General features: G+C 67.0%; 24 protein-coding genes. 6 read left to right on the top strand and 18 right to left on the bottom strand.

The features are described 5' to 3' along the window. Window positions 1–3: 3 nt before the first annotated feature. From cpaB to GJV26_RS02960, 7 genes are all read right to left on the bottom strand, one after another. The gene (gene cpaB, locus GJV26_RS02985; RefSeq protein WP_155707514.1) at window positions 4–852 is read right to left on the bottom strand and encodes a Flp pilus assembly protein CpaB; all 849 of its coding nucleotides are present in this window, start codon (window positions 850–852) and stop codon (window positions 4–6) included. After that, the gene (locus tag GJV26_RS02980) at window positions 852–2,279 is read right to left on the bottom strand and encodes a DUF8689 domain-containing protein (RefSeq protein ID WP_229427943.1); all 1,428 of its coding nucleotides are present in this window, start codon (window positions 2,277–2,279) and stop codon (window positions 852–854) included. Before GJV26_RS02980 ends, cpaB begins: the two co-directional genes overlap by 1 nt. Then, complete coding sequence (locus GJV26_RS02975) at window positions 2,276–2,845, bottom strand: A24 family peptidase (protein WP_155707512.1); 570 nt, start codon at window positions 2,843–2,845, stop codon at window positions 2,276–2,278. The genes GJV26_RS02980 and GJV26_RS02975 overlap by 4 nt, the downstream gene beginning before the upstream one ends. A gap of 96 nt (window positions 2,846–2,941) precedes the next feature. Next, window positions 2,942–3,106, bottom strand: a complete 165-nt coding sequence (locus GJV26_RS02970) for a Flp family type IVb pilin (RefSeq protein ID WP_155707510.1) — start codon at window positions 3,104–3,106, stop codon at window positions 2,942–2,944. Between the two features lie 32 nt (window positions 3,107–3,138). Next, window positions 3,139–3,273, bottom strand: coding sequence for a hypothetical protein (locus GJV26_RS30425; protein WP_260114794.1), 135 nt, complete (start codon window positions 3,271–3,273; stop codon window positions 3,139–3,141). A 170-nt stretch (window positions 3,274–3,443) separates the two neighbouring features. Next, window positions 3,444–4,097: a response regulator gene (locus GJV26_RS02965; RefSeq protein ID WP_155707508.1), complete on the bottom strand. Its 654-nt coding sequence runs from the start codon at window positions 4,095–4,097 to the stop codon at window positions 3,444–3,446. A 58-nt stretch (window positions 4,098–4,155) separates the two neighbouring features. Further along, the gene (locus GJV26_RS02960) at window positions 4,156–5,838 is read right to left on the bottom strand and encodes a sensor histidine kinase (RefSeq protein WP_155707506.1); all 1,683 of its coding nucleotides are present in this window, start codon (window positions 5,836–5,838) and stop codon (window positions 4,156–4,158) included. A 150-nt stretch (window positions 5,839–5,988) separates the two neighbouring features. On the opposite strand from GJV26_RS02960, the gene GJV26_RS02955 reads away from it, so the two are divergent. From GJV26_RS02955 to GJV26_RS02945, 3 genes are read left to right on the top strand one after another with little or no spacing between them, the layout of a single operon-like run. After that, window positions 5,989–6,453: a TadE/TadG family type IV pilus assembly protein gene (locus GJV26_RS02955; RefSeq protein WP_155707504.1), complete on the top strand. Its 465-nt coding sequence runs from the start codon at window positions 5,989–5,991 to the stop codon at window positions 6,451–6,453. Beyond that, window positions 6,450–7,031, top strand: coding sequence for a TadE/TadG family type IV pilus assembly protein (locus tag GJV26_RS02950; protein WP_155707502.1), 582 nt, complete (start codon window positions 6,450–6,452; stop codon window positions 7,029–7,031). Before GJV26_RS02955 ends, GJV26_RS02950 begins: the two co-directional genes overlap by 4 nt. Continuing rightward, window positions 7,031–8,368: a VWA domain-containing protein gene (locus GJV26_RS02945; protein WP_155707500.1), complete on the top strand. Its 1,338-nt coding sequence runs from the start codon at window positions 7,031–7,033 to the stop codon at window positions 8,366–8,368. The genes GJV26_RS02950 and GJV26_RS02945 overlap by 1 nt, the downstream gene beginning before the upstream one ends. Before the next feature lie 6 nt (window positions 8,369–8,374). Here GJV26_RS02945 and GJV26_RS02940 read toward each other — a convergent pair whose 3' ends face one another. Then, complete coding sequence (locus GJV26_RS02940) at window positions 8,375–9,541, bottom strand: branched-chain amino acid ABC transporter substrate-binding protein (RefSeq protein ID WP_155707498.1); 1,167 nt, start codon at window positions 9,539–9,541, stop codon at window positions 8,375–8,377. Between the two features lie 78 nt (window positions 9,542–9,619). After that, a complete protein-coding gene (locus GJV26_RS02935; protein ID WP_229419151.1) occupies window positions 9,620–10,870 on the bottom strand; it encodes an acyltransferase family protein in 1,251 nt (416 codons plus the stop codon). 320 nt (window positions 10,871–11,190) lie between these two features. On the opposite strand from GJV26_RS02935, the gene GJV26_RS02930 reads away from it, so the two are divergent. Then, window positions 11,191–11,655, top strand: a complete 465-nt coding sequence (locus GJV26_RS02930; RefSeq protein ID WP_155707496.1) for an FKBP-type peptidyl-prolyl cis-trans isomerase — start codon at window positions 11,191–11,193, stop codon at window positions 11,653–11,655. A gap of 66 nt (window positions 11,656–11,721) precedes the next feature. Here the strand turns inward: GJV26_RS02930 and GJV26_RS02925 are convergent, their stop codons facing one another. From GJV26_RS02925 to GJV26_RS02895, 7 genes are all read right to left on the bottom strand, one after another. Beyond that, window positions 11,722–12,060, bottom strand: coding sequence for a DUF5335 domain-containing protein (locus tag GJV26_RS02925; RefSeq protein ID WP_155707495.1), 339 nt, complete (start codon window positions 12,058–12,060; stop codon window positions 11,722–11,724). Between the two features lie 170 nt (window positions 12,061–12,230). Beyond that, window positions 12,231–13,253: a sensor histidine kinase gene (locus GJV26_RS02920; protein ID WP_155707493.1), complete on the bottom strand. Its 1,023-nt coding sequence runs from the start codon at window positions 13,251–13,253 to the stop codon at window positions 12,231–12,233. 333 nt (window positions 13,254–13,586) lie between these two features. Next, complete coding sequence (locus tag GJV26_RS02915; RefSeq protein WP_155707491.1) at window positions 13,587–15,377, bottom strand: PHA/PHB synthase family protein; 1,791 nt, start codon at window positions 15,375–15,377, stop codon at window positions 13,587–13,589. 36 nt (window positions 15,378–15,413) lie between these two features. Then, window positions 15,414–16,250 carry a universal stress protein gene (locus GJV26_RS02910; RefSeq protein WP_155707489.1) on the bottom strand — a complete coding sequence of 279 codons (837 nt, stop codon included), beginning with the start codon at window positions 16,248–16,250 and terminating at the stop codon, window positions 15,414–15,416. 25 nt (window positions 16,251–16,275) lie between these two features. Then, window positions 16,276–16,641: an SDR family NAD(P)-dependent oxidoreductase gene (locus GJV26_RS02905; RefSeq protein WP_155707487.1), complete on the bottom strand. Its 366-nt coding sequence runs from the start codon at window positions 16,639–16,641 to the stop codon at window positions 16,276–16,278. Window positions 16,642–16,897: 256 nt separating this feature from the next. Further along, a complete protein-coding gene (locus GJV26_RS02900) occupies window positions 16,898–18,061 on the bottom strand; it encodes a YdcF family protein (RefSeq protein WP_173346125.1) in 1,164 nt (387 codons plus the stop codon). 26 nt (window positions 18,062–18,087) lie between these two features. Beyond that, window positions 18,088–20,661, bottom strand: a complete 2,574-nt coding sequence (locus GJV26_RS02895) for a TonB-dependent receptor (RefSeq protein ID WP_216643104.1) — start codon at window positions 20,659–20,661, stop codon at window positions 18,088–18,090. A 294-nt stretch (window positions 20,662–20,955) separates the two neighbouring features. On the opposite strand from GJV26_RS02895, the gene GJV26_RS02890 reads away from it, so the two are divergent. Beyond that, complete coding sequence (locus tag GJV26_RS02890) at window positions 20,956–21,792, top strand: zinc metalloprotease (protein WP_216643103.1); 837 nt, start codon at window positions 20,956–20,958, stop codon at window positions 21,790–21,792. Window positions 21,793–22,036: 244 nt separating this feature from the next. Next, window positions 22,037–22,210: a hypothetical protein gene (locus GJV26_RS02885; RefSeq protein WP_155707485.1), complete on the top strand. Its 174-nt coding sequence runs from the start codon at window positions 22,037–22,039 to the stop codon at window positions 22,208–22,210. A 60-nt stretch (window positions 22,211–22,270) separates the two neighbouring features. On the opposite strand, the gene GJV26_RS02880 is transcribed toward GJV26_RS02885, so the two are convergent. Further along, complete coding sequence (locus GJV26_RS02880) at window positions 22,271–24,373, bottom strand: ATP-binding protein (RefSeq protein WP_155707483.1); 2,103 nt, start codon at window positions 24,371–24,373, stop codon at window positions 22,271–22,273. A 253-nt stretch (window positions 24,374–24,626) separates the two neighbouring features. Beyond that, window positions 24,627–25,337, bottom strand: coding sequence for a succinate dehydrogenase iron-sulfur subunit (locus GJV26_RS02875; RefSeq protein WP_155707481.1), 711 nt, complete (start codon window positions 25,335–25,337; stop codon window positions 24,627–24,629). Window positions 25,338–25,345: the final 8 nt, after the last annotated feature.

Raw genomic sequence — 25,345 nt, 5'->3', positions numbered from 1 at the left:
CCTTCAGTTGGTGGCTTGCGGGGCGGCGTCGAGGCCGCGGATCACGAGCACGCCTTCGGTCCGGCGTGCAGGAGCGGGAGCGGCGGCGCGCACGGGCGCCGGAGCAGGAGCGGCTTCGCGCACGGGGGGCGCCGCCGGTTTCGCCGGCGGCAGGCCCAGCACGGATTCGCGCGTGGCGCCGCCGGTATTGGCCGGCTGCGGGTCCACCTGGTTGCGCAGCACCAGCGACAGCGAACCGATGCTGCGCGCCAGGTCGAGCTTTTCCACCTGTTCCGGCGCCAGTTCCAGCGTCACGGCGTTGACCACGCGCGGCTTGGTGTCGTCGCGGTTCGATTCCTGCGCCACGGCCAGCACCAGGATGCGCTCCAGCACGATCTTCGAGATCGAGCCCTCGGTCCTGCCGGCATCGCCCGCCATGCCCTGCATGTTGACGAGGATGTCGACATAGTTGCCCGGCAGCGCGAAGCCGGCCACGCCGACCACGTCGTTCACGCGCACGGTCATGGCGCGCTTGCCGGCTGCCACCACGGCGGACAGGCCGCCGGTGGTGCCCGGTGGCGCCAGCTTCGATTCCAGCAAGGGTTCGCCGCGGCCGATATCGGCGCGCGTCACGCGGTCGACGAGCAGCTTGGGGTCAGTGATGGCGCCCGGCGGGATCGAGCCGGACGGCCAGTCCACCAGCTGCACGCTGGCGGCGGCAAGGCGGCTGCCCTGGCCGATGTCGGCGGCCGCCACCGCCACGCGGGTGCCGGCTGTGCCCTGTTCGCCCATCCACTTGGCGGCGACCAGCACCGCGGCCAGCGCCAGGAACAGCGCCACGCCGATGATCAGCAATGATCTGGAATTTCTCATCAATCGTTCTCCAATCCGTTCACATTCGTGCCGCGGTCGCGGCGGTCCAGCTCCGGCGCGCAGCCCTGCTGGCTGTCGGCGGCAAAATAGTTGTCCCAGGCCCAGTCCAGTGTCTGGCGGGTCAGTTCGGGGACGCGGTCCTCGTAGCGGGCCAGGTCGCGCAGCTGCCGCACCAGGTCGCGCGGGTGGCATGCCAGCAGCGGCATGCCGCGCTCGCGGTGACAGGCCAGCAGATAGGCGAAAACGCCGGCGTCGAACGCCACGCCGGCCTGCGCGCAGGCCTGGCGGAACAGCCGTTCGTACTCGGCTTCGGATGCCGGCGGCACCTCGATCTTGTAGCCCAGCCGGCGCAGGAAGGCGCCGTCGGACAGCCGGTGCGGCACGAAGTTCGAGGAAAACACCACGATCACGTCGAACGGCACCTGGAACGTGTGGCCGGTATGCAGCGTCAGGTAATCGACGTTGCGGTCCATCGGCACGATCCAGCGGTTCATCAGTGCTTCCGGCGAGCAGCGCTGGCGGCCCAGGTCGTCGATGATGAAGATGCCGTTGTTCGATTTCAGGTGCGGGGGGGCCTGGTAGAGGCGGGTATTCGGATCGAAGCGCAGGTCGAGCATGTCCAGCGTCAGTTCGCCGCCGGCCAGCGCGGCGGGGCGGCGCACGCCGCGCACCCAGCGCATGTCCGGCGCGCTGCCGCGGTCGAAGCCGGCGCTGGCGAACGCCATGCTGCCGCTGGTAGCGCCCGGCGTTGTGCTGCTGATCGTGCTGCTGACTGTGCTCCCTGCCGTGCCGCCTTCCTGCTGGTGCTGCACGCTGTCGAAGAACGGAATCACTTCGCCGTCCACCATCACCGCGTGGGGCACGGCGATGGTGCCGGTCAACAGGTTGCGCAGGCGCTCGGCCAGGTAGGTCTTGCCGCTGCCGGCCAGGCCGTGCAGGAACAGCGCGCGGCCGGAATTCATCGCCGAGCCCAGCTGCGCCAGCACGCGCGGGTTGACCACGATGCCGTCGAATATCGTTGCCATGCGCGCGCGCGTGACGTGCACGCCGGCCACGCTTTGCGCCTGCACCTGCGCGGTGTAGGCGGCCAGGGTCACGGGCGCCGGGCCGGCATAGGCGTTGCGGCCCAGCGCCGCCGCGGCGCGCTGGCGACCCGCTTCCGTCAGCAGGTAGGAAAGATCGGCATCGGTGCCGCTGTTGCCCACGCGCACCACTTCGCACAGCTTTTCGGCGCGCAGGAACACGATCAGCGGATCGATCACGCCGACGTTGAGCTTCAGGTGCGATGCCAGTTCAGGCAGGCGCAGCTGGCCGCGCTGGTGCAGCACCTTCGCCACCAGTTCAGCCAGGAACAGGAAGGACAGGCCGGTATCTTCGACGGTGCGCGGCGCGCGAGCGTCGGCCGGCCCTGGCATCGCTTCGCTCACAGCGGCAGCTCCCCGTGCACGCGCAGCCACAGCACGCACGCCAGCGTGCCGCCGGCGATCGCCACGGCATACGGCAGGCGCCCGCTGGCGGCGGCGGGCAGGGCGATACCGCCGGCCAGCCCGCTCAGGCCCGCATGCAGCACCGTTTGCCAGGTATTGCTCAGCACCCGTTTCACGATGCCCTGTCGTGCCGCCACCGCCACTGCGAGCACGCCGCCGGCCAGCAGCGTGGCGACGGTGACGGCGAGGATATTGCCGGCGCCGACGAAGGCGCCCACCATCGCCAGCAGCTTCACGTCGCCGGCGCCCATCAGGCGCAGCGCGTACATCGGCATCAGGAAGGCCAGGCCCAGGGCCAGGCCGCCCAGCGCGGAAGCGAGCCCCAGGCTGCCCATCGGCGTGCCGAACAGCCCGGCGCCCGCCGGCAGCACCGCGTGCAGCGCCAGCCCCAGCAACGCGCCGGGGAACACGACGGCATTGGGAATGCGGCGCGCGCGCAGGTCGTGCCACACGGCCAGGCCGAGCAGCGCGAGCAGCAGCAGGAGGGGGAGCTGGGATGGCAGCATTGTCAATGAACGCCCGGTTGCAAAATAAAAATCCGGAACGGGCGAACCCGTTCCGGACTGGGGCCGCGCCAAGCGGGCGGGCCGATGGTCAGGTGATCAGGCGCCGATCTTGTTGATGATCTTGGTAAAGGCCGCTGCCAGGCCGGTGCCGACGCTGGTGAACGCGGCGGAAATCACGCCGGCCAGCACTGCGGCGATCAGCGCGTATTCGATTGCCGTGACGCCGTCTTCTTCCTTGATGAAGTTCTTGATGAATTGCATGGTGTGTCCTTTGTAGTGAGGTTGGTCGGTGCTCATGCGCCAGTCCATGCGGCCAGGACCGCGATGAAGCCGACGACCGCAACGAGAACCGTCAGCACGACATGCGACATGATGGGATTGCCCGTGCGTTCGTACTGCTGTTCCGGGATTTCTTCCTTGTCGTACACGTCCGCTCCAGTTCGGTTGCCGTCGCGCCGCGTGAATCGTTGCGCAGCGCATGAACAGCATCGTACGCAGCCGCCCGGCACCGCGCATCCGTCAAACCTCCCCTTTTGCCTGGTACGTTGAGCCGGCCCGGCGTAGGACATATGTCCCACGCGCGAGCGCCCATGCCGGTTCAGTCCAGGCCGTGGCGCGTGGCATACATGTACAGTTCGAGGCGGTTGGCCACGTCGAGCTTCTGGTAGATGGCCGTCAGGTGGTTGCGCAGCGTGCGCTCGGAGATGAAGGCGCGTTCGGCCAGTTCCTTGTTCAGTGCGCCGTTGCCCTGCACGATCATGCCGATCACCTCGCGTTCGCGCGCCGTCAGCGAGGCGATGCGCTGCGCTTCCGGGTTCGCCTTCGGTGCCGGCGCCACCAGCTGCCCGAGGAGGGCCTGCATCAGCGGCTGGTCGAGCCACAGTTCGCCGCCGTGCACCTTGCGCACCGCGGCCAGCACGTCCTCGGTGGGCGATTCCTTGCTCACCACGCCGCGCGCGCCCAGCTTGACGGCGCTGGCCAGCGTGGCGTGGTCGCGGTTGGCGGAAAGGATCACCACCCGTGTCGTGCCGTTGGCCAGCAGCGCGGGCAGGATATCGAGCGAACTGCTGCCCTTCAGGTCCAGGTCCAGCAGCACGATATCGGGCGCATGCAGCGCGCACAGCGCGGTCGCTTCGGGCGCGTCGCTGGCGCTGGCGACCAGCGCGAACGCCGGCGCCTCGGCCTGGATCAGCCGTTCCAGGCCCCACAGCATGGTCTTGTGGTCGTCGACCAGCATGATGCGGATGGTCATGGTTCCTCCGGGTGTCGTATCGGTATGGGGAATATCGGCATGGGGAAATGCAGGGCGTTCAAAGCGGCAGGCGCACGCGCAGCAGCGTCTGGTACGCCGACGGTTCCACGGCCAGCTGCCCGCCCAGTGCCGCCACGCGTTCGGCGATCGACAGCGGCAGGAAGGCCGCGCAGGGCGCGCCGCCGTCGACCGGATTGGCGATGTCGATCGCCAGCTGGCCGTCGTCGAGGCCCATGCGCACGTGGGCGCTGCGCGCGTGGGTGTGCTTGCAGATGTTGCTGAGGCCTTCGCTCACCACCTGGAACACTTCGGCGGCCATGCGGTCGCTGATGACGGGCGCATGCCGCGCTTCGAGGGTGACGTCCACGTCGAAGAACGAGCGCACCTTGCCGGCATGGCGGCGCAATGCGATCAGCAGTTCCGGTTCTTCCTGGCGGCCGTTGCGGAAGCGGTGCGCGAACTGGCGCATGTCGCCGATCACCTCGGTGCACATGTCGAGCAGGCGGTCGAGCTCCGGCGTCACGGCATTGCCGTCGCCGGCCCCGTTGCGGATCGCCGCCACGGCGTGGCGCAAGCCGATGTAGGGCTGGATCGTGTTGTCGTGCAAGTCGCGCGCGATGGTCTGGCGCTCGCGGAACGCCGCTTCGGATGCCAGCCGGTCCAGCAGGTCGATGGTTTCGATGACGGGAAACGCCTGCTGCACGATATGGCTCAGGAATGTGGCATCGGCACGGCGCAGCCTTTGTTCCGACGTGACGAAGATGCGGCCGGCGCCCTTGCGCAGCGGCAGCGCGGCGCTGATGAACGAGCCGGTGTCGAGCAGGTCGGCGATTCCCTCGCAGACGCCCGGATCGATGTCGTTCCAGACGCCTTCGCGGGCAGCGAAACGCGCGGCCCGCGCCGGGAACAGCGCCCGGCCGAGGCCGCGGTACAGGATGGTGGCGCCTTCTTCCAGTGCCAGCAGCGGTTGCACGGCGTCCTCGCGCATCCGGTTCCTGCCGATCGGACGGGCGGAGGAGGGGTGATGCACCGTGTTCAGCATCCAGCTGCCGCCGGCATCCTGCATCAGCAGCACGCAGGTGGTGCCGCCGTAGAAGCGCAGGATCTTGTCCATCAGCGAGTCGAGCGTGTGCTGCACGCCGAAGCGCGGATTGGACAGGCGGCTGACATCGCGCAGCAGCGCCAGCCGCCGCCGCTGGTCCACGGCCAGGCCGCCCCACCAGGCGATCATGTAGCCCAGCGCCAGCACGAACGTGGCGCGCAGCAGCAGCAGTTGCAGCGACACCAGCCCCTGCACGCCCAGCACCGATACCGTGACCACCACTGCCGCGCCGAGCGTGAGGCGGGCGCCGTCGTCGAAGCCGCGCCGGAACGAGGCGGCCAGGATCGCAAAGAAGAAGAACGAGAAGAACGGGCTGGCTGCGCCGCCGGTGGAAAACACCATCAGGCCATACCAGCCGATATCGGCCCAGTAGATGGCGGGGCCGTGCCAGAAGCCCGCGCGGATGCGTGCGACGGCCAGCAGGACCAGGCTGTGCACCGCGTAGGCGAAAAACACCAGCCAGGTCCAGCGCCCTTCGGCAATCAGGTCGCCGCGTCCGATGTACAGCGTGAGCAGCGCCGAAACGGCCAGCAGCATGCGCATGCCGAACACCATCCAGGCTTCGGCGTCCGGCGTGATGCCGGCCTTCGCCGGCAGGGGGCTGGCGGCGTGCGCGCCAGCGGCGGAAATCCGCGACAAGTCTCCAAGCATGCCCAGAAGTTAACTCTTCGTTGTGCGGGCCCGACAGCGGCAGGGAACCGTGGTTTTAAAACTCTGCCGCAAAGAATATTGCCATGTAGAATCGCAAGCTTACCGCATTTTGCGCTCCGATTTCGTCAAACTTTCATAATGAATACCAAAAGCCGTCAATCTGGCGCCACAGTCGTTGAAATGGCGATCGTCATGCCGGTCTTCCTGCTGATGCTGCTCGCACTTGTCGAGTTCGGCACGATGTTCTTCGCGACGCTGACGATGCAGTACGCGGTGCGCGAAGGCGCCCGCTATGCGGTCACGGGGCAGAAGAACCTGGATCCGAACACGGCCGACCAGCAGCGCTACGCCGCCATCATCCAGAAGATCCGCGACAGCTCGACCGGCATGTACGCCAAGGTGACGCCCAAAATTTCCGTCAACGGCAAGGCATACGAGGAGGCCGACTACGGCAGCGGCATGTTCGGCAGCGCCGGCGACATCGTCGTGCTGCGGCTCGATTGCTCGTGGACCGTGGCGACGCCGCTGATCTCTGCCTTCTTCACCGATGGCAAATACCGGTTCGCCGTGGCGGCGACGATGCGCAACGAGGCATTCCAGTGACGCCCCGCATCCGGCAGCACGGCCTGGCCGCCGTGGAATTCGCCATGCTGTTGCCGCTGCTGCTGTTCCTGCTGTTCGTCATGGTCGACGGCGGCCGTGCGCTGCAGGCCAACGTCATCATGGTCAACCTGAGCCGCGAAGGGGCCAACCTTGTCGCGCGCGGCAACACGTCGCTGGAGACCGGCAGCCAGGACATCATCTACGCGCTGATGGCCAGCGCGCCGCCGCTGGACGTGAACAAGCGGGGCATGGTGTACATCACGCGCGTGATGGGCACGGCCACGGGCAATGTCATACTCGACCAGTACCGCTGGAACGACACTGCGCGCAAGCTCGGCTACGACATCAGCAAGTATGCGCCGGCGAGCAGGGTGTATGGCTGCAATGCCTGGCTGGTTGCCCTGTGCGCCGACATCACCAGCAAGAACCGCCCGTCGTCGGCCATCATGCAGGGCAAGCTCGACGACGGCGAGGTGGTGTACGTGGTCGAGACGTTCTACAAGTTCGACATGCTGCTGACCGGCAGCTTCAACCTGCCCGTGTTCGGGCCCGACCTTTACTCGATGACGATTTTCTGATGACGCCCATCCTTCAACGGCAGCGCGGCGCTGTCACCATCATGGTCGCCGTGGCATTGCTGGTCCTTCTGGCCGTGGCCGGCCTGGTCGTCGACAGCGGGCTGGCCTACATGGTCAAGGCCCGGCTCAACGCGGCAGTGGACTCGGCCGCATTGGCCGCGGCCCGCGCCGTCACGGACGGGAACACGCAGGAAGCGCAGCGCGCCAGTGCGCAAACCGCGGCGGACCAGTTCTTTGCCGCCAATATCCCCCAGGGCTACCTGTCGTCGAAGCCGACGATCACGGAAAAGACCGTGACCTTCAGCGCCGGCACGGTCACCATCGACATCGCCGCCAAGGCGCCGATGCCGGTGTCGCTGATGCAATTGCTGGGGTTCACGTCGATGAACCCGGTGGCCACCGCGCAGACGATCCGTCGCGACCTGGACATGGCCCTGGTGGTGGACAGGTCGGGATCGCTGGCAGTCGATGGCTCGGCACCCACGGTGCAGAAGTCCGCCATCAGTTTCCTGAACAAGTTCAACGTGACACAAGACCGCGTGGGCCTGATCAGCTTTGCCGCTGGCGCGAGCATCGACCGCGCGATCTCCACGGATACCCGCGGTTTCAACCGCGCGGCGATGGTGTCCGCCATCGGAAGCTACGACTTCGAAGGCGGTACTTCGTCGGTGGAAGGCCTGTGGAATGCGCGCGAGCAGCTCAATCTGATACCGCTGGCAAAGCGCTCGGCGATGCGCGTGATCGTGTTCTTTTCGGACGGCCAACCGACCGGCCTGGGAACCTACCAGGCGCACGCCAACCCTGGGCTTTGCACCAAGGCGGGCAGCATCCAGAGTACCGGTAGTGGCCTGTGGAGCCTGACCGAGACCAACAGTGAAATCAGCGACTATTACTGCAAGCTCAGGAACAATCCGGCGAAAACACTTTCGGCCTGGTACAACGCGCACAATCCAGGTAATGAACTGGCGAAACGCGAGTTTCGCCTTGCCGGAGGCGGGCCGCGCACCGTGACGGACGACATCGGCAGCACGGACATGCTCAAAAAGAATATCAATGCGGCAGCCTATAACCTGGCGGAGGCCGTGGCAGCCAAGGCGCGCGAGGAAAAAATCTTTGTTTTCACGCTGGGGCTGGGGGCTTCGCTGAAAGACAGCAGTGGTTACAACGGCGAAAACAACGAAGCCTTCCTGAAATGCATGGCCAACGTGCCCGAAGGCCCGTCGCGCTGCTACAAGCCGGCGCAGCCTGTGGGCATGTACTGTTACGCGGCCACCGATGCCGACCTGACGCCGTGTTTCTCGAAGCTGGCGTCGGCCATTCTGCGAATCTCCAAATAGGGGAAATTAGCGCCCGCGCACCACCTGCAGCTTCACCTTCCTGCCCTGCCGGTAGGTGAACATCGTCATCGCCGCATCGCGCAAATCGCCGTTCGCATCGAATGCAATCGTCCCCGTGATGCCCTGGTACCGGACTTTCGACAGCGCCGGCAGGAACGTTGCCGGCGCGGTGGACTTTGCCGCCTGCATCGCCGTGGCGATGGTCATCACGGCGTCGTAGGCGTACGGGGCGTAGGATTCCACCGGCAGCTTGAAGCGCTGGCGGTAGCGCTCGTCGAACGCCGCGTTGCTGGCTTCCTGCGGGCCGTCGATGCCGCCGGCCACTACGCACACCACCCTGTCGTCGCCCAGCGCGTCGCCGGCCAGCAGCGGCAGGCGGTCCGAGCAGATGCCGTCGCCGGATACCAGCTTCGCGTCGATCCCCAGCGTCTTCATCTGCTTGAGCATCGGGCCGGCCACGGCATCCATGCCGCCGTAGAAGATCACGTCCGGCTTCTTGCCGCGGATCTGCGTGAGGATGGCGTTGAAGTCCACCGCCTTGTCGCTGGTGAACTGGCGGCTGACGATCGCCGCCTTGCCGCCCGCGGCGCGCACCCCCTTGGCGAATTCGTCCGCCAGGCCCTGGCCGAACGCCGTGCGGTCGTCGATGACGGCGATGCGCTGCGCCTTCAGCGTGTTCAGCGAATAGGTGGCCAGCGTGCGGCCGATCAGGTTGTCGTTGGCCACCACGCGGAACGCGGTCTTGAGCCCCTGGTGCGTGTACACCGGCGTGGTGGCGGCCGGCGAGATCTGCGGAATGCCCGCGGTGGCGTAGATCTTCGATGCCGGCACCGTGGTGCCCGAGTTCAGGTGGCCGACCACGGCGGCCACGCGGGCATCGACGAGTTTCTGCGCCACGGCCGTGCCCGATTTCGGGTCGCTGGCATCGTCTTCCGGAAGCAGTACCCAGTTGACCTTCTTGCCGCCGATGACGATGCCCTTGGCGTTGAGGTCGTCGATCGCCATGCGGGCGCCGTTCTCGATATCCTTGCCCTGGTGCGCGCCGGGACCGGACAGCGGCGACGCGGTACCGATCTTCACGACGGTCTGGGCGCGGGCGCCGGCGGAGAACATCAGCACGGCTGAAACGGCGGCCCAGCAGGCAAGGGGGCGGATGGCGGGGCAGGGTGGCATGGCGGCTTTCAAAGTTGATTGCCATGATTGTAATGTTGAGCTGCCGGACGGCGCGCGCGCCAGCGCTTGCCGCCACCATCATCGGCCGGCGATCCGCGCTTCGGTGGCACGTTCCCGTACCGCCATGGCGGCCCTGGACGGCGATACGCCGAAAAATGGCTGCAATACCGCCATGCGCCGTATCGCTTCGAACATGGCGAAACTGCCCACGAACGTCAGCACGACGATCACGCCGGCCTCCGTGAAAGGCGCGATGGACAGTGGTTTGAGGGCCGTCGCGAGTACCACGATCAGTGTCTGGTGCACGATGTAGATGCAAAAGACCGCCCCGGTCAGATAGCGCCGCGCTGGCCCGTCGATATTCAGATGGCGGCAGGCAAAACCGCAGACCGCCAGGATGGTGCACCATTGGCAGGTGCCGCGCACGCATGCCATGGCCAGCAGGAAGCGGGGGCCGTCGCGCGCTTCGGCTGGCAGCGCATGCAGGCAGACCAGGGCGGCCCATCCGCCCAGGGCCAGGGCCAGCGCGGCAAAACGCAGGCGCGCGGCTTCGTTCCAGAAGCGGTGCTGCCCGGCCACCAGTGCGCCGAGCAGGAAGATCGGAAAATAAACCGCGTGGTTATACCAGTCGTCGACCAGGGCATGGGTATCGCCGAACCGTGGGAACAACGCCGCGCGTGCCACGGCGATCGCGGTGGCGGGCAGGACGACGGCGCGCCAGCCCGCCAGCATGCCGCACAGCCACCGCCCCGCGCGCTCCAGGCGTTCGCGCCCGGCGATGGCCACAGTGAACGACAGCGCAACCGTATAGACCCACAGGTAGGCGACGAACCACAGGTGGTTCCAGCCAGGTGATGCCAGGCAATCCCCGCCTGGGCAGAAGCCCGGATCGGCCCACAGGTAGCGCTGCAGGAAATCCAGGTAGCTGCCGTTGTAACCCATCTTTTCGATGGCTTCGCAATACGATTGCGGCGGCACGACGACGGCCATGCCAAACACGAGCGGTACGAGCAGGCGCGACGTGCGTTCGCGCAGGAACTTCGCATCCGATGCCTTGCTCAACAGGAAGCCGGAGGCCGCGCCGCTGACCAGGAACAGCAGGGACATCCGCCACGGCGACGTCAGCAGCAGCAGGGGTTCGATCGCCGGGCCGGCGTATGCGCTTTTCACGTGCCATGCCCACGGTCCGTAGTAGAGGCCCGTATGGAAGCAGACCAGTACGCAAAATGCGCAGATCCGTATCCAGTCCAGGAAGTACAGCCGCTGGGCATCGGCAGGGGCACTGTCGTGCGGCATCCGCTGGCCGGTTGCGTGTACCGGATTGTCCATTGCGCCTCCGCCTGCAACGGTTGGTGTGCACCCAGCTTAACCGGCGTGCCCGTATCCGCAAGCTGCGTGACCAACCCACGACAGACGGTGACATATCGATACAGGCATGCCGAGCTGGCAACGATGCGAAACCCGGCCGGCGGCGCGGGGATGCAGCGGCGTGTGTCTTCACCGCGCCATGGCTGCGTTGGCTCATGCCACACGGCATCGGACCGGCGTACCCGGGCAACCAGCGGCGCCCGCCGCACAGCGCGATATTGGCACAAGCCCACGCACCCTGTATGCTGCGCGGCATCCGCACAATCACCACGAAAGAACCCATGAAACAGCTGCTCTCCACCTCCATTATCGGCCTGACCCTCGCGCTGGCGCTGGCCGGCTGCGACCGCGCCAAGACGCCGCCCGCCGCCGACCCGTCCGCCGCCGCCGTGCCGGCGGCCGCCCCCGTGGCGTTCCAGAAGATCGATACCGTGGCCGGCACGGGCAAGGAAGCGGTGGCCGGCACGACCGCCGTCGTCAACTACACGGGCTGGCTGTACGTGCCTGCCGCGCCGCAGCAGCGCGGCGATAAATTCGATTCGTCGATCGGCCGCGGCCCGTTCAGCTTCCAGCTCGGCGCCGGCCAGGTCATCAAGGGCTGGGACGAAGGGGTGCAGGGCATGAAGGTGGGCGGCAAGCGCACGCTGATCGTTCCTGCCAGCATGGGTTACGGCGAGGGCGGCGCGGGCCCGATTCCACCGAACGCCACGCTGAACTTCGAGGTCGAGCTGCTGGACGTGAAGTAAGCCTGCGGCCGGCGTGCGACAGGAATGCGATCGCCATGCCGCCATCCGTGCGGCATGGTGCCAGCGTCATGCCGCCGGCGGCGCAGGCGGGTCCCTGAACCGGATGATCTGGCTCGCACCCTCGGCGTCGATCGCATTGATCGACCGCAGTTCGCCCCCTTCGCTTTCGACAAACACCTCGCGCGGATGGCTGATCATGTGGTCCAGGCCTTCCGCGATCACGGCCAGCAGGTCGTTTTTCTCGTCGTAGGTCACGCCCAGCGCAGGCAGCCACCGGGCGGCGACCTGGCTGCCGATGTCCAGCGAAGCGATTTCTATCTCGACCTGCTTTCCCGCCAGCTCCCGGGCAACGGTGTCGAAGTACGATTTCCAGTCGGTTCTTTCAAGCTTGATGGTCGTGCTCATGGCTGTTCTCCAGGCGAAATGGGGCGGTCTGGCCGATGGTTCCGCGCGTTTCGGCCGGGGGCCCGTTCCCGGTCGATGCCGCGACGGTAATTCCACCAGTTTCCTGCATCTGCCCGTTGGATGCGCGGCCGCGCGTTTGGTTCGCCGTGCGCCGTCCGCACGGCCGGGCATCATTGGACGTAGGGGCGCGCATCGAGCGGTATGTTGATGGTGAACGTCGTGCCCGACGATGCGGAGCTGCGCACGACCAGCGATCCGCCATGGCTTTCCGCCACCTCCCTTACGGACGACAGGCCGGTGCGGGCGGCATCCCCGTCGCCATACCGGTCGGGGTTTCCGAACAGCGCCCCGATTTCATCGGCGCCCAGGAAAAAACTGGCGTCATGGACCGACAGGAACAATCGTCCGAAATCGACTTTCGCCGCGATGACGATCTCGCCCGTCGGCGCGCCGAACTGCCTGGCAAGGATGACCAGGTCGCGCAGCGCGCTGTCCATCGTCGCCCAGCTCCAGTAGCCCTCGATGCGGTCGCTGCGGATCCTGATCGCCGGCGGGGCATCCTGGAAGTCGATGCGGACCTGTTCGATCAACGGAAACAGGCTCACCTGGCCGATCGTCAGTTTCAGCTTCAGCGTCCTGGTCAGGGAGGCTTCGTTCGTCACGTTCTGCAGCATGGCGTCGGCTTCGCCGATCTTGCCGGTGATCCGCGCGGTCATGCTGGCAATGCCGGGATCGTGCGCCTTTTGCCCGATCAGCTGGGCCGTTACGCCAACCACGTTCAGCAGGTTTCGCACATCGCGCGACAGCGCGGCGCTGAACTGCTTGCGCTCCTGTTCGCGGACCTGGCTGTGGCCGTTCAGGCTGTCACGGGCGATCCCGTCGGTCAGGCATCGCACGAGCGCCCGCTGGTCCTGGCTGAAACGCACGCCGCCGAGTTCCGCGGTATCCAGGATCACATCGCGGAAGATCTGCAGTTCGTGGATGAGGTCGCAAGGCCGGTAGCCGGTCATCAGCGCCCGTTCGCGCCCGTGCGCCGCGCCGAGCGTGCTGCCGCCGACGACCATGGCGTCGCCGCCCGACAACGCCTCGGCCAGGGTTTCATGGATCAAGGGCAGGGCGCCAGCCAGGATCGACGCATCCAGGTCCTTCGCAACGGGTACCTCGGCGGTCACCCGGTTTTCCCAGGCATGCATGACGGCTGGTAGCAAAGCAACGAATGTTTCCGCCGGCGCTTGTATGCCGGGGTCGCTTGTTTCACCACGATCCATACTCGTCTCCATGAAAGATCGTATCGGGAATGCCTGCAGGGAATGGAGCACGAAGCGTTGCGAGCTGTCTTTTCGACATCATAATGAGATTTTGCAAGCGACGGAAGTGGCGTGGCCGTTGCGCGGAGCGGGGGCGGTCCGGCGGCCCGCGTTGCCGGCACCCGGTGCCATGCCGCCGGCGGATCCGGCGGCCCGCTTCGGCGCGAGAAATGCGGTGCTGTCCAAGGTGCCACGCACCGAAGACGGCCACCGCGCACGTCACGGCTGGAGCACGTAGCGGCCCGGGGCGGCATCGAGCGTCGCCCCGGCCGGTGGATGCCGCATCAGCGGGCCGGCGTGCGCCGCCAGCCAGCCCTCCCACTCGGGCCACCAGGAGCCATGCGCGGCGGGCACGCAGCGGTGCCAGGTGTCGGCATCGATGAAGGCCGTGTCCTGCGCATGCGTGGCGACCTGGTACGAGCGGGCGGCGCCGTCTTCCGGCGGCGCCACCACGCCGGCATTGTGGCCGCCGGAAGTGAGCAGGAACGTCACCTCGGTATCGCTGAGCAGCACGATCTTGTAGACCGAGCGCCAGGGTGCCACGTGGTCGGTCAGCGTGCCCACGGCAAAGATGGGCGCATCGATGTCGGTCAGCGCGACCGCCCGCCCGCCGACCAGGTAGCGGCCGTTGGCGAGGTCGTTGTTCAGGAACAGCCGGCGCAGGTACTCGGAATGCATGCGGTAGGGCATGCGGGTCGCATCCGCATTCCAGGCCATCAGGTCGCTGTCGCGGTCTTCCTGGTTCAGCAGGTAATGCTTGAGGCGCCGCGACCAGATCAGGTCGTTCGAGCGCAGCACCTGGAAGGCGCCGGCCATCTGCCGCGTGTCGAGGTAGCCGGTGGACCACATGGCCGCCTCCAGGTAGCTGACCTCGCTTTCGTCGACGAACAGCGACAGTTCGCCCGGCTCGTTGAAATCGGTTTGCGCGGCAAGCAGCGTGATGCTGGCCAGCCGGGCATCGTGGTCGCGCGCCATGGCCGCGGCTGCGATGGCCAGCAGCGTGCCGCCCAGGCAATAGCCGCAGGCGTTGACGCGTTCGGCGCCGGTCTCCACGCACACCGCATCGAGCGCGGCCATCACGCCGAGCCTGCGGTAATCGTCCATGCCGAGCCCGCGGTCGGTCGCGGCGGGATTCTTCCACGAGATCATGAACACCGTGTGGCCCTTGCCCACCAGGTAACGCACCAGGGAATTGTGCGGCGACAGGTCGAGGATGTAGTACTTCATGATCCATGCCGGCACGATCAGCAGCGGAGTCGCGTGCACCTGCGGCGTCGCCGGGTCGTAGCGCAGCAGCTCGATCAGCTCGTTGCGCAGCACGACGGTGCCGCGCGTGACGGCCACATCGCGGCCCGGCACGTAGGCGCTGTCGGGCCGCATGCCGGACAGCGCCCGTGCGGTATCCCTGGCGGCGCGCACCGCGCCCGACACGAGGTTGGTGCCCGCCGAGCGCAGCGTGGCCGCCTGCACCACCGGGTTGGTCAGCACGAAATTCGATGGCGCCACGCAGTCGAGCAGCTGGCGCGCCGTGAATGTGACTACCTCGCTGTGGTGGCGCGATACCCCGCGCACGCCAGACGTGGCGTGGTGCCACCATTGCTGCTGGATCAGGAAGCCCTGCGACATCACGTTCCATGGCCAGCGCTGCCACGCGGGGTCGGCGAAGCGGCGGTCCTGCGCCAGCGGTTCGATGATGCGCGCCGGGTCGGCGGCGGGCATGGCTGCGCGGGCGGCATAGCCGAGCCAGCTGACCGCTCCCGCCGCGCCCTGCACGGCCAGCTCCTGTGCCTTCGACGGTGCCAGCATCAGGTGGCACACCCAGTCGAACCACGCGGTGGCGAGCGCCGCGGGCGAGATCGAGCTGGTCAGCCCGGCCAGCAGGCCGTTCAGGAACAGGTCCGCGGCGGCGTTTTCCGTAGCGCGGCCAGGCACTTCGTGCAGCGGCCCGCCTTGCCAGGCGCTGCCTTCGGGCTGGTAGGCGCAGTAGCTGGAGAGGGGCTTGCGCGTCATGGCGGCCTCCGGTACCGGGCGCCGGGGGCGTGCATGTCAGTGCGCCAGCAACAGGGGCACGCTGACGTTCTTCAGCAGGTCGCGGCTGACCCCGCCGGCGAACCACTCGCGGTAGCGGCTGTGGCCGTAGATGCCGGTCACCAGCAGGTTCGCGCCCGCGTCGCGCGCCAGTCCCACGAGCGTGGCGGCCACGGGTGCGTTGCTGTGCTCGGGCACGATTTCCACCGTCGCGCCGTGGCGCGCCAGGTAGGTGGCCAGGTCCGCGCCGGGCTGCTCGCCATGGCGCCCGGCCATCCCGTCGGGATTGACCACCGCCACCAGCACCGACCGGGCACGCAGCAGCAGCGGCAGTGCGCCGGCGACCGCGCGGGTCGCCTCCATGCCGGCATCCCAGCCGATGACGATGGTGCCGGCCAGGTCGGTGTCCGCATGGTCGGGCGGCACCACCAGGACCGGCCGTGCGCTGTGCAGGGCCACGTATTCAGGCAGGTCGGCCGTCAGCCGCAGGCGCGATCCGGCGGGGGTGCCGGGACTGAGCACCAGCAGGTCGGCATAGCGCGATTCGAGCAGCAGGGCATTGGCGGCATCGTCCTCGATCATGCGCTGTTCCCAGGAAGCCACGCCCAGCCGGCCGGCTTCGGTGGCGAACCCGAGCAGCTGGTCGCCGGCGCTGCTGCGCAGCACGTCGAAGCCGTCGTCCGGCAGCGCCATCAGCGGCGACGTGCCGAGCATGACGAAGTCGTGCTGCGTGATGCCGGTCACGGCGCTGCCGACCAGGTGGCCGCCGTGCGCCGATGCCAGCGCTGCCGCCATCGCGAGCCTCGGCTTGAATTGGGGACTGTCGTCGACATGCACCACGATGGTCTTGTACATGATGGGCTCCGGCGGTTGACTGCTTTCAGTGTAGGCGACAGCGGCTGCGGGCGATGTTGAACATTGAGCCGAGGTTGGTGTGCAGCACGGCCGACCATTGCTCCGGTGTCATCCTGTGCAGCATCGCATCGCGGGTAACGCCGGCATTGTTGACCAGGATGTTGACCGGGCCGAGCGCGCGATCGACGCCGGCCACGCCGCGCGCACAGGCATCGAAGTCGCCGACATCCCAGCAAAAGACGGGAATGCGGTGTCGGTCGGCGAACGCGGCCGCCGCTTCCTCGTTGTTGTGATACACGGCCGCCACGCGGTTGCCGGCTTCCTGCAAGGCCACCGGGATGGCTTCGCCCAGGCCGCGTGTGCCGCCCGTCACGATCGCTACCCTGCCCATGTGTGCTCCTGTGGAGTTGATGCCCGTCGCGCCATCGGGGCGGCCGGTAATGCAGGATACGGCGACCGCGCTGTCGTGGCGCAACTCGGGCGCCTGGCTGTTACGATATTCGCAGTAAATTTGATGCGGATCATATCTTGATAGCGACGCCCCGCATGACGGCCGATCGGCACGATGGACGTGGCGCTGGCGGTGGCCTGCGAGCCGGCCCGCGCGCCACGCGCGACGCCAGTCGCACGCAGCGGCGGCAGTTGCTTCAGGGATCCAGCGGGTCCCACGGGTCGACGCGCAGCGACCGCGGCGACGGCACGAACTCGAGCTCGTAAGGCGACAGGCGCGCGCCGACGGTGCCGGGCTGGTAGCCCAGCTCAGCCGGATTGCGGGCGGCGAACTCGGGGCTTTCGATGTAGCGGCTCTGGCTGGCGTTGGCGACGATCAGCGTGGGGCGGTCGATCGGCGCGCCCATGGCGACCAGCCGCCGCGTGGCGTTGCGCAGGTTCGTGGTCGTATGGCGGGCATACGGTTCGATGACGATGCGCTCGGCCGGAATGCCGTAGCGCTCGACCAGCACCTTGCGCATCTCGACCGCTTCGTTGAAGCGCGAATCCTTCGGATGCACGGCCGCGCCGCTGACGATGATGAATGCCGCATCGCCGTCCGCGAAGCGGCTGGCGGCCAGCCGCAGGTGCAGCTTGCCGCGCGCGCTCAGCGCGATCGTCGGGTTTTCCGGCCCCACGCCCGGGATGATGATCGCCGTGTACCTGTGGCGCTTCCAGTCGATGCCGCGCGCCAGCGCGAATGCCGCCGCGTTGTGCGCCTTGTCGAGCGGCTCGAAGGCCACCGCGTCGCGCCGCTCGTTGACGTCGATGAGGGCGATCGCCAGCGGCATGCTCGGATCCAGGCCCATCCCCGGATCGTTGCGCGACGCCCCGGCCAGCCAGATGGCGTCCGCCACCAGGGCCTTGAACTCTTCGCTGCCGGGCTTCTCGACCGGGCCGTCGATCTTCGGGTAGCGCGGCTCGGTACCGAAGCCATAGACCTGCAGGATCGCGTTCAGCCCTCGCAATTCGCGCACCACCTGGGCCTTGACCCCGTCGTCGGCCATCGGCGGCCTCGACGGTGCGGCCGAGCCCGACGGCACGGCGCGCGCCACGGCGTCCATTTCATCGTCGGTCCAGGTGGACGCGAGGAACAGGCACTTCGACGCACCCTCGCATGCATCGATGCGCTTCCTGCGGGTGTCCAGCACCGTTGCCAGGCCTTGCGGGGGCGCGCCCCTGATGCCGGCGAGCGTGGGGAACAGCTGGTTCGCCATCAGCGCCCAGTACCCGTCCCTGACCGGCGCGGCGTGGGCGCAAAAGGAGGGAAGGGCGACGGCCAGTGCCGCCGCGAGAATGAAATGCCTGCTGATCCGCGTCATTGTTTCCTTGCCCGCTTTTGCCGTGTTCACCATGCTTTGCTCACCATCAGGCGTGCGCTGCGCCCGAACACCGGCCGGCCGTAGATCGCCACGTTGCTGCCCTGGCCCGCCAGGGTATCGGTACGCGGGTTGCCTTCGGTGAGGCCTTTCGCGTTCGTCAGGTTGTCGCCAGCAAGCTGGAATTGCCAGTCGCCGCGCGTGACGAGGATGCCGGCGCCCACCGAGCGATACGAAGGCAGCGCGGTGGCATTGAACAGGTCGACGTAGCGCTTGCCCGTGTAAGCATAGCTGCCGGAGACGTCGACGACGTTGTCGCCCACGCTGAAGCTGTAGCTCGGGCGGATATTGCCGAACACTCTCGGTTCGCGGACGATCTGGTTGCCGACCACTCGCGAGGGGTCGGCGCCCGTGGCGCTGACGAAGTTGCGGTATTCGGGGTCCTGGAAGGTCAGCGAAGCGTTGACGACGAGGCGTTTCGCCAGGTGCCATGCGCCGTCGATCTCGGCGCCGCGGATGACGGCCTTGCCGAAGAACGGCACGGTCTGGTCGTTGCGCCCCGTAACGGGGTTGAACGCCACGAACGAAGCGTTCAATGGATCGAACTGCGTGTAGAAGCCTGTCACGTACAGGTAGGAACGGCCGAACGTGGCCTTGAAGCCGGCTTCGTACTGGTTCGCCTTCGTCGTCAGCACGAGCGGGTCGACCGACGAGGCCACCTGCATCGTCGGCGGCACTTCGAGGTGGGAAGCACGGGCATAGCCGCCGAACCGCGTGGAAAAGTCGTAGTTCGCGCCCACCGTCCAGTTCGTGGTGTGCGGCTTGATCACGTGTGCCTGGCGCGCGCCGGTGAAGGCGCGCGTGTTGTTGTCGGCCAGCGTGGCCGCGTCGCCCAGGTTTGCCGCCTCCGTCAGCAGCGCATGACCGTCGTACTTGTAGCGCTCGGTGCGCACGCCGGCGTCGAGGCGCAGCCGGTCGGAAATATCCCAGGTATCGTTCAGGTACAGCGCGCCCATCCGGGCATCCACGTCGCCGCCGTTCAGCGTGGTGGTGTAGCGCAGCACGCCGTTGTCCGTGACCGAGCCGAGCACGGCGCCCGAAGCCGAATAGGCCAGCAGGTCGAGCGTGCGCGGCTGGCCCTGCACCTCGATCAGCATGTCGTTGTAGACCGACCGGCTGGTGGCGCCATAGGTGCTGCCGTAGAAGCCCGCTTTCACATCGTGGCTGCCCAGGCCGGTCCGGAAGTTGCGCGTGACGTTCAGGTCCACCTGGTTCGAGTGGAAATCCGAGGCGAGGGCGCGGTACTGCCCCTGCATGACGAGGCCGGAGGCGGACGCCGGATCGTAGGCCTGGCCGCCGGTGCCCGACAGCGCATAGCCGAGGCGGTCCACCGCGCCGAACGCGGACCTGGCGGCCGCGAGGAAACCGTTGGCGAACGTCGTCGCGTCGGCCGGGTTCGACGTCGAATAGAAGGCGTCGAAATCGAGCGTGCCCTTCGTGAAACCCGCTTTGGCCGCCACCTGCCACGGCCCCAGTTCGCCGTCGTATTGCAAACCGATATTGCCGAAGCGCAGGTGCCGGCCATTTGCCAGGTCGCGCCGGCTCGATTGCAGCGCATCGGACCCGTCGAGGTACTTCTGGCTGACGTTGCGCAGCGCCGGCGAGTTCATCGTGCCCTTGAAATAATCGATGTACGGATCGAGCGACACGCCGGGATTGCGCGGATCGGCCACCGGGATCGGCAGGTAGAACACGTTATGGTCGTTCAGGAAATTAGCGCTCAGCTTCCACGTGCCCGCGTCGGTCACGCGCTTGATGTTCGCCCGGATCTGGCCGCCGCGGTCGTTCGGGAAGCCGTTGTCGCGGTGGCCGTCATCCTCGCGCACGAAGCCGCCGATCGCATAGAAGGTGCGGTCGTCGATCTTGCCGGCCTGGTAGGCATCGATGCGCCTGAGGCCCGTGGTGCCGACCGTCACCTGGGCCTTGCCGCGGGTGGTCTCCGTGCCGGTCACCGTGGTGCTGTTGACGATGGCCGCGGCCTGGCTGGCGTAGATCGGCGCGGGGCCGCCGCGCACCACCTCGATGGTCTTCGTCATCAGGTCGTAGCGGTTCATGCTGTCGCCGCGGAAGAAGAAGCCGTTGATCTCCGTCATCAGCGGCAGGCCGTCCTGCTGGAACAAGGCATAGCCGTCATCGGTGGGAATGCCCCGCACCCGCGTCACGTTCTGCACTTCGCCGCCGGTGGCCTCGACCTGGATGCCCGGCAGCTTGCCCAGCAGGTCGGCCATGTTCAGCGGCGCGAGCTTCTGCACTTCGGCTTGCGACAGCGCATTCACGGCGTAGGAAACATCGAAGCGCCGTTGCGGACGGGCCGAACCGGTGACGACCACGACCTGGGAATCGGCCTGGTTGGCTGCCTGCCGATCGGCCTGCGGCTTTCCTTGTGGATCGGCTTGAGGAGCGGTCCGGGAGTCGGGCGGCGCAGGGGCCTGGCTTGCCTGTGCCGGCTCCTGCGATGGGTCCTGCGCCAGCACCGGAGTGGAAAACACGTACAGCGCTCCGAGTGCGCAGCCGATCGCGAGCGCCATTTTTTTCTCGATCAAGTTTTTGCTCCAGTTGTACATTGGGAAACGTCAGTCCCGGAGCATAGGAGTCAATTGTGACCTCCTTGTTAATTACTTTTATTTAAGTAGCGTCCGCTGGAATGTCCTGGACGCGATGCAAGCCAGCCTGCGGATCGTGGCATTTTTGCCACGATTCCCGCTTCCGGCATGCGAGGAAGGGAAAGCGATTGCAGGCGCCGGAAAGCGGCCGATAATTAAAGTGAACCCGCTCGGCGCGCCTGCGGAATGGCGCCCTGGCGGGACGACGTAAAACCAGCCAGGACGGAGGGAACAATGGGGCAGAACGAGACGAACGGCGACGCGGTCTATCCGTCGGTGGACCGGGAAGCGTTCCGGTGGGCCGGGAAACAGCCGGCTCTCGCCGGGACGGCGGTACATGTCTACGGCAAGTACAAGGCGGTGTGCGCGACGGATTCGCGCGGCCACGAGCGCCCGCGCGGCGCGTCCAAGCTCGACCTGCTGGTCGATGCCAGCGAAGGATTCATTCCGTTATGGGGCAGGGATGTCACGCTGCGCTGGCGCTTCAACCAGTTTTCGCTGGAAGCGTTCGAGCAGCCCGATGCCGCGGCCGCGGCGGTGCGGCTCCTGCTGGGCAAAGGCGTCGAGCAATGGGGCGAGGGCGCTCCCGTCAAGCTCTCCGAACGGGATGACGCCTACGATTTCGAGATCGCCATCCGCGAGGCGGACCGCTGCTCCGTCAGCGGCTGCGTGCTGGCCAGCGCGTTCTTCCCCGATCCCGGCAGGCACGAACTGAAGATCTACCCGAAATTCTTCGAGCTCGACGAGACGGAGCAGGTCGAAACGATGGCCCATGAACTGGGGCACGTGTTCGGCTTGCGCCATTTCTTCGCGCTCATCAGCGAAACCCGCTGGCCTTCCGAGGTTTTCGGCGAGCACGACGCCAGCAAGCCGTTCAGCATCATGAACTATGGTGCCGCCAGCACGATGACGGATGCCGACCGGCGCGACCTGAAGCTGCTGTACGAGGGCGCGTGGAGCGGGCAGCTACGGGAAATCAACGGCACGCCGGTGCGCCTGATGCGGCCCTACCATGAAGCGCAGGAGGCGGACCGCCTGGTGGCACTGACGGCGCTGCTGCGCACCAGCTAGGCCTCGGGCAGCCGACACGGCCGTTCGCCGCATGCCGGCGCGTTGCAATGGCATTCGTACTCCCCGGCTGCCGCGCGGCCGGGGCGTTTTTCCTTCTGAAAACGTTTGCTGGAGAGAACAAGAGTTGCATTCGTCCGACAGATACCTGCTATCGCCAATATGGGCTTTCCTTCCTGCCGTGCGGGGACTACTCTGAAGTCAGAGCGGTTGCAAAGGCCGCCTTATAACGATAGCGGAGGCAGACATGACCCTGATCAAATGCATTCTCTGTGCCGGCAGCGCGTTGGCGGCAGCCTTCGGCACGGTCAACGCGCCTTCCGACGAACCGCCACGGCCGGCCAGCGCGATAGCGGACCTCGTCGCCAGCCAGCAGCCCGTGTTCGACATGAGCCACGTGGAGCGGATGTTCCGCCACTGAGGATCCAGCCCCGAGGCCGGGCAGGGAAGGCGGGGCGGTCATTTGCGCGGATGCAGCCGGCTACGGTGCCACGCGGGCGAGCAGCCTGTACAGCTGCGGCAAATCGACCGGCTTGACCAGATGGTGATCGAAGCCGGCGGCGGCGGTCTGGGCCCGGTCGCTGTCCTGGCCGTAGCCGGTGACGGCGATCAGCAGCGCGCCGGCCGTTTCCGGCTGGGCCCGCAGGCGCCTGGCCAGTTCGTAGCCATCCATCTGCGGCAGGCCGATATCGAGCAGGAACACGCGCGGCGCCTCGGCGCGGCTGCGGGCCAGCGCCTGCAGCGGCGAATGTTCGACCAGCACCTGGTGGCCGGCCGCTTCGAGGAGCATGGCCAGCATCGATGCCGCGTCGACATTGTCATCCACCACCATGATGCGCAGCGGTCCGCCGGTGCGCGACGGGTCGGGCTCTTTCCCGCCGATGGGCGCGCGGCCGGCCGGTTCCGGTTCGGCACGGGGCAGGCAGACGGTGAACGTGCTCCCTTTGCCCGGGCCGTCGCTGCGGCAGTGCACCGTGCCATGGTGCAGCTCGATCAGGCTTTTCACCAGTGCCAGGCCCAGCCCCAGGCCGCCGAGCGAGCGGTCGGACGAGCGCTCCGCCTGCGAAAACAGGTCGAAGGCGCGGCGCGCCAGTTCCGGCGTCATGCCGATGCCGTTGTCGACGACATGCACCAGCACATGGTCGTCGCGCACATCCGTTTCCACGCCGATATGCCCGCCTTCGTCGGTGTACTTGGCCGCGTTGTTGAGCAGGTTGGCCAGCACCTGCACCAGTCGTTTCCTGTCCCCCAGCACGATGGGCGCATCCGGCGGCAGGGCCAGGGCCAGGTGGTGCCGCCGGGCCCGGATCAGCGGCGTGATCTGCTCGATCGCTTCGGTCACGATATGGCGCAGGTCGAGCCGGTCCATGCGCAGTTCGACGAGGCCGCGCGTGACGCGCGACACGTCGAGCAGGTCGTCCACCAGGCTGGTCATGTGCCGCACCTGGCGGCCGATGACCTGGCTGGTGCGCAACACGCTGGCCTCGTCGAGCTTGCCGTGCTGCAGCAGCTCGGCGGCCGCGCCGATCGGTGCCAGCGGATTGCGCAATTCATGGGCCAGCATGGCCAGGAACTCGTCCTTGCGCCGGTCCGCCTCGCGCAGCTCGGCCTGCGAGCGCGCACTTTCCACGGCCGACCAGGTGCGGTCCGCCATGTCTTCCGCGATGTCCACGTCGACACGGGTCCATGCATGGGGTTCCACGTGATGCACGTTGAGCAGCGCGCGCAGGCGCCCCTGTTTCATCAACGGGATCACCAGCACGGCCTGCAGGCCGAGGTCCGTGTACGCTTTCGCGAAAGCGGCGGAGCGCTCGTCCGCCTTGACGTCGCCCAGCACCAGCGACGTTCCGGCGCGCACGGCGTCGGCCAGCGCGGGGCCGAATTCGTCCAGGTGGAAAAAGCTGCCCGCCATCGTCGGCAGCCTGCCGCTGGTCCAGTCCCGTTCGATGGTCGCCGTGTCGCCCGTGTCGTCCACCAGGGCGTAGACCACGCGGTCCGCCGCGAGGCACCGGCCCAGAAGCTCGCTGGCCCTGGCGATCACTTCGTGGGGATCGGTGAGCGGGCGCACCAGGTCGGCAAGGCCCAGCTGGAATTCCTGCCGGCGGTTCGACAATACCCGCATGGTGGTTTCGATCGTGATCGCGAGAATGCCGGTCACGCCGCCGGCCGCATCGAACACCGGCAGCAGGGTATAGGTGAAATAACCCTGCTGCAGCGTGCCGCCGCGGGCGACCGGGAATGGCATGTCGGTGAGAATGCAGGCTTCGCCATCCTGCGCCTTGCGCACGATGGGGGCAAACTCGTCCTGGTGCTCGTGCCAGTTTTCCCACAATGGCCCGGCCAGCGCCGCGGGATGCTTGTCGGCCAGGATCGCCGTGTAGGCATCGTTGTAGAAATACAGAAGGTCGTCGCCCCACAGGAAACTCATCGGCGCCGGGGTATGGAGCAGCATGTCGATGGTCTGCCGCACGATCGGCGGCCATCGTTCCGGCGGGCCGAACGGAAAGCCGCTCCAGTCCCGCTTGCGCAGCAGGGAACGCACTTCGCCATGGCCGGAAAAGAGGGCCGATGCGGGATTTTTCATCGGTAAATTCTCGCATGCCTGCCACTGCCGAAGCGCAGCGGTCAATTTGCAACTAACCGAAAATACAGGAGGCAGACGCCCCAACAGGGCCGGCTGTATATCGCCCACCGGGTCTGCAGGGAAGGGGGCAAGGTGCCGAAGAATGTCATGGTTCCAGCTCGTCCATTGCCGGCACCAGCCGAAAAAAAGCCGGGGCAAACGCATTGCGCGTTCACCCCGGCTTTTTCATTGCGGTATCCCGCGTGCGCGGCTTCTAGATCGCGCGGCGAACCATCAGTTCCTTGATCTTGCCGATCGCGCGGTTCGGGTTCAGGCCCTTCGGGCACACGTCCACGCAGTTCATGATCGAGTGGCAGCGGAACAGGCGGTACGGATCTTCCAGATCGTCCAGGCGCTGGCCGGTGGCTTCGTCGCGCGAGTCGGCGATGAAGCGGTAGGCCTGCAGCAGGCCGGCCGGACCCACGAACTTGTCCGGGTTCCACCAGAACGACGGGCACGACGTCGAGCAGCACGCGCACAGGATACACTCGTACAGGCCGTCGAGCTCTTCGCGCTCGGCCGGCGTCTGCAGGCGTTCCTTCTCCGGCGGGATCGATTCGTTGATCAGGAACGGCTTGATCGATTCGTACTGCTTGAAGAACTGCGTCATGTCCACGATCAGGTCGCGGATCACCGGCAGGCCCGGCAGCGGGCGCAGGATGATCGGTTCGACCAGTTCGTTCAGGTTCGTCGTGCACGCCAGGCGGTTCTTGCCGTTGACGTTCATCGCATCCGAACCGCACACGCCTTCGCGGCACGAGCGGCGCAGCGCCAGCGAATCGTCCACGTCCGACTTGATGCGCTGCAGCGCGTCGAGCAGCATCTTGTCGGTGTCCTTCAGCTCGACCGTCAGGTCCTGCATGTAAGGCTTGGCATCCTTGTCCGGATCGTAGCGGTAAATCTTGAATTTGAGAGTGCGTGCCATGTCAGTAA

This window comes from Pseudoduganella dura, assembly GCF_009727155.1.
In the GTDB taxonomy this organism is placed as follows: domain Bacteria; phylum Pseudomonadota; class Gammaproteobacteria; order Burkholderiales; family Burkholderiaceae_D; genus Rugamonas; species Rugamonas dura.
Note: the sequence above shows the minus strand (reverse complement) of the source record. Positions and strands in the feature narration are given on the sequence as shown.

What these genes read in the sequence shown, in the direction of transcription:
- cpaB (WP_155707514.1), bottom strand. Translation starts at nt 852, where the DNA reads ATGAGAAATTCCAGATCATTGCTGATCATCGGCGTGGCGCTGTTCCTG.
- GJV26_RS02975 (WP_155707512.1), bottom strand. Translation starts at nt 2,845, where the DNA reads ATGCTGCCATCCCAGCTCCCCCTCCTGCTGCTGCTCGCGCTGCTCGGC.
- GJV26_RS02970 (WP_155707510.1), bottom strand. Translation starts at nt 3,106, where the DNA reads ATGCAATTCATCAAGAACTTCATCAAGGAAGAAGACGGCGTCACGGCA.
- GJV26_RS02965 (WP_155707508.1), bottom strand. Translation starts at nt 4,097, where the DNA reads ATGACCATCCGCATCATGCTGGTCGACGACCACAAGACCATGCTGTGG.
- GJV26_RS02955 (WP_155707504.1), top strand. Translation starts at nt 5,989, where the DNA reads ATGAATACCAAAAGCCGTCAATCTGGCGCCACAGTCGTTGAAATGGCG.
- GJV26_RS02945 (WP_155707500.1), top strand. Translation starts at nt 7,031, where the DNA reads ATGACGCCCATCCTTCAACGGCAGCGCGGCGCTGTCACCATCATGGTC.
- GJV26_RS02940 (WP_155707498.1), bottom strand. Translation starts at nt 9,541, where the DNA reads ATGCCACCCTGCCCCGCCATCCGCCCCCTTGCCTGCTGGGCCGCCGTT.
- GJV26_RS02935 (WP_229419151.1), bottom strand. Translation starts at nt 10,870, where the DNA reads ATGGACAATCCGGTACACGCAACCGGCCAGCGGATGCCGCACGACAGT.
- GJV26_RS02930 (WP_155707496.1), top strand. Translation starts at nt 11,191, where the DNA reads ATGAAACAGCTGCTCTCCACCTCCATTATCGGCCTGACCCTCGCGCTG.
- GJV26_RS02925 (WP_155707495.1), bottom strand. Translation starts at nt 12,060, where the DNA reads ATGAGCACGACCATCAAGCTTGAAAGAACCGACTGGAAATCGTACTTC.
- GJV26_RS02920 (WP_155707493.1), bottom strand. Translation starts at nt 13,253, where the DNA reads ATGCATGCCTGGGAAAACCGGGTGACCGCCGAGGTACCCGTTGCGAAG.
- GJV26_RS02915 (WP_155707491.1), bottom strand. Translation starts at nt 15,377, where the DNA reads ATGACGCGCAAGCCCCTCTCCAGCTACTGCGCCTACCAGCCCGAAGGC.
- GJV26_RS02910 (WP_155707489.1), bottom strand. Translation starts at nt 16,250, where the DNA reads ATGTACAAGACCATCGTGGTGCATGTCGACGACAGTCCCCAATTCAAG.
- GJV26_RS02905 (WP_155707487.1), bottom strand. Translation starts at nt 16,641, where the DNA reads ATGGGCAGGGTAGCGATCGTGACGGGCGGCACACGCGGCCTGGGCGAA.
- GJV26_RS02900 (WP_173346125.1), bottom strand. Translation starts at nt 18,061, where the DNA reads ATGACGCGGATCAGCAGGCATTTCATTCTCGCGGCGGCACTGGCCGTC.
- GJV26_RS02890 (WP_216643103.1), top strand. Translation starts at nt 20,956, where the DNA reads ATGGGGCAGAACGAGACGAACGGCGACGCGGTCTATCCGTCGGTGGAC.
- GJV26_RS02885 (WP_155707485.1), top strand. Translation starts at nt 22,037, where the DNA reads ATGACCCTGATCAAATGCATTCTCTGTGCCGGCAGCGCGTTGGCGGCA.
- GJV26_RS02880 (WP_155707483.1), bottom strand. Translation starts at nt 24,373, where the DNA reads ATGAAAAATCCCGCATCGGCCCTCTTTTCCGGCCATGGCGAAGTGCGT.
- GJV26_RS02875 (WP_155707481.1), bottom strand. Translation starts at nt 25,337, where the DNA reads ATGGCACGCACTCTCAAATTCAAGATTTACCGCTACGATCCGGACAAG.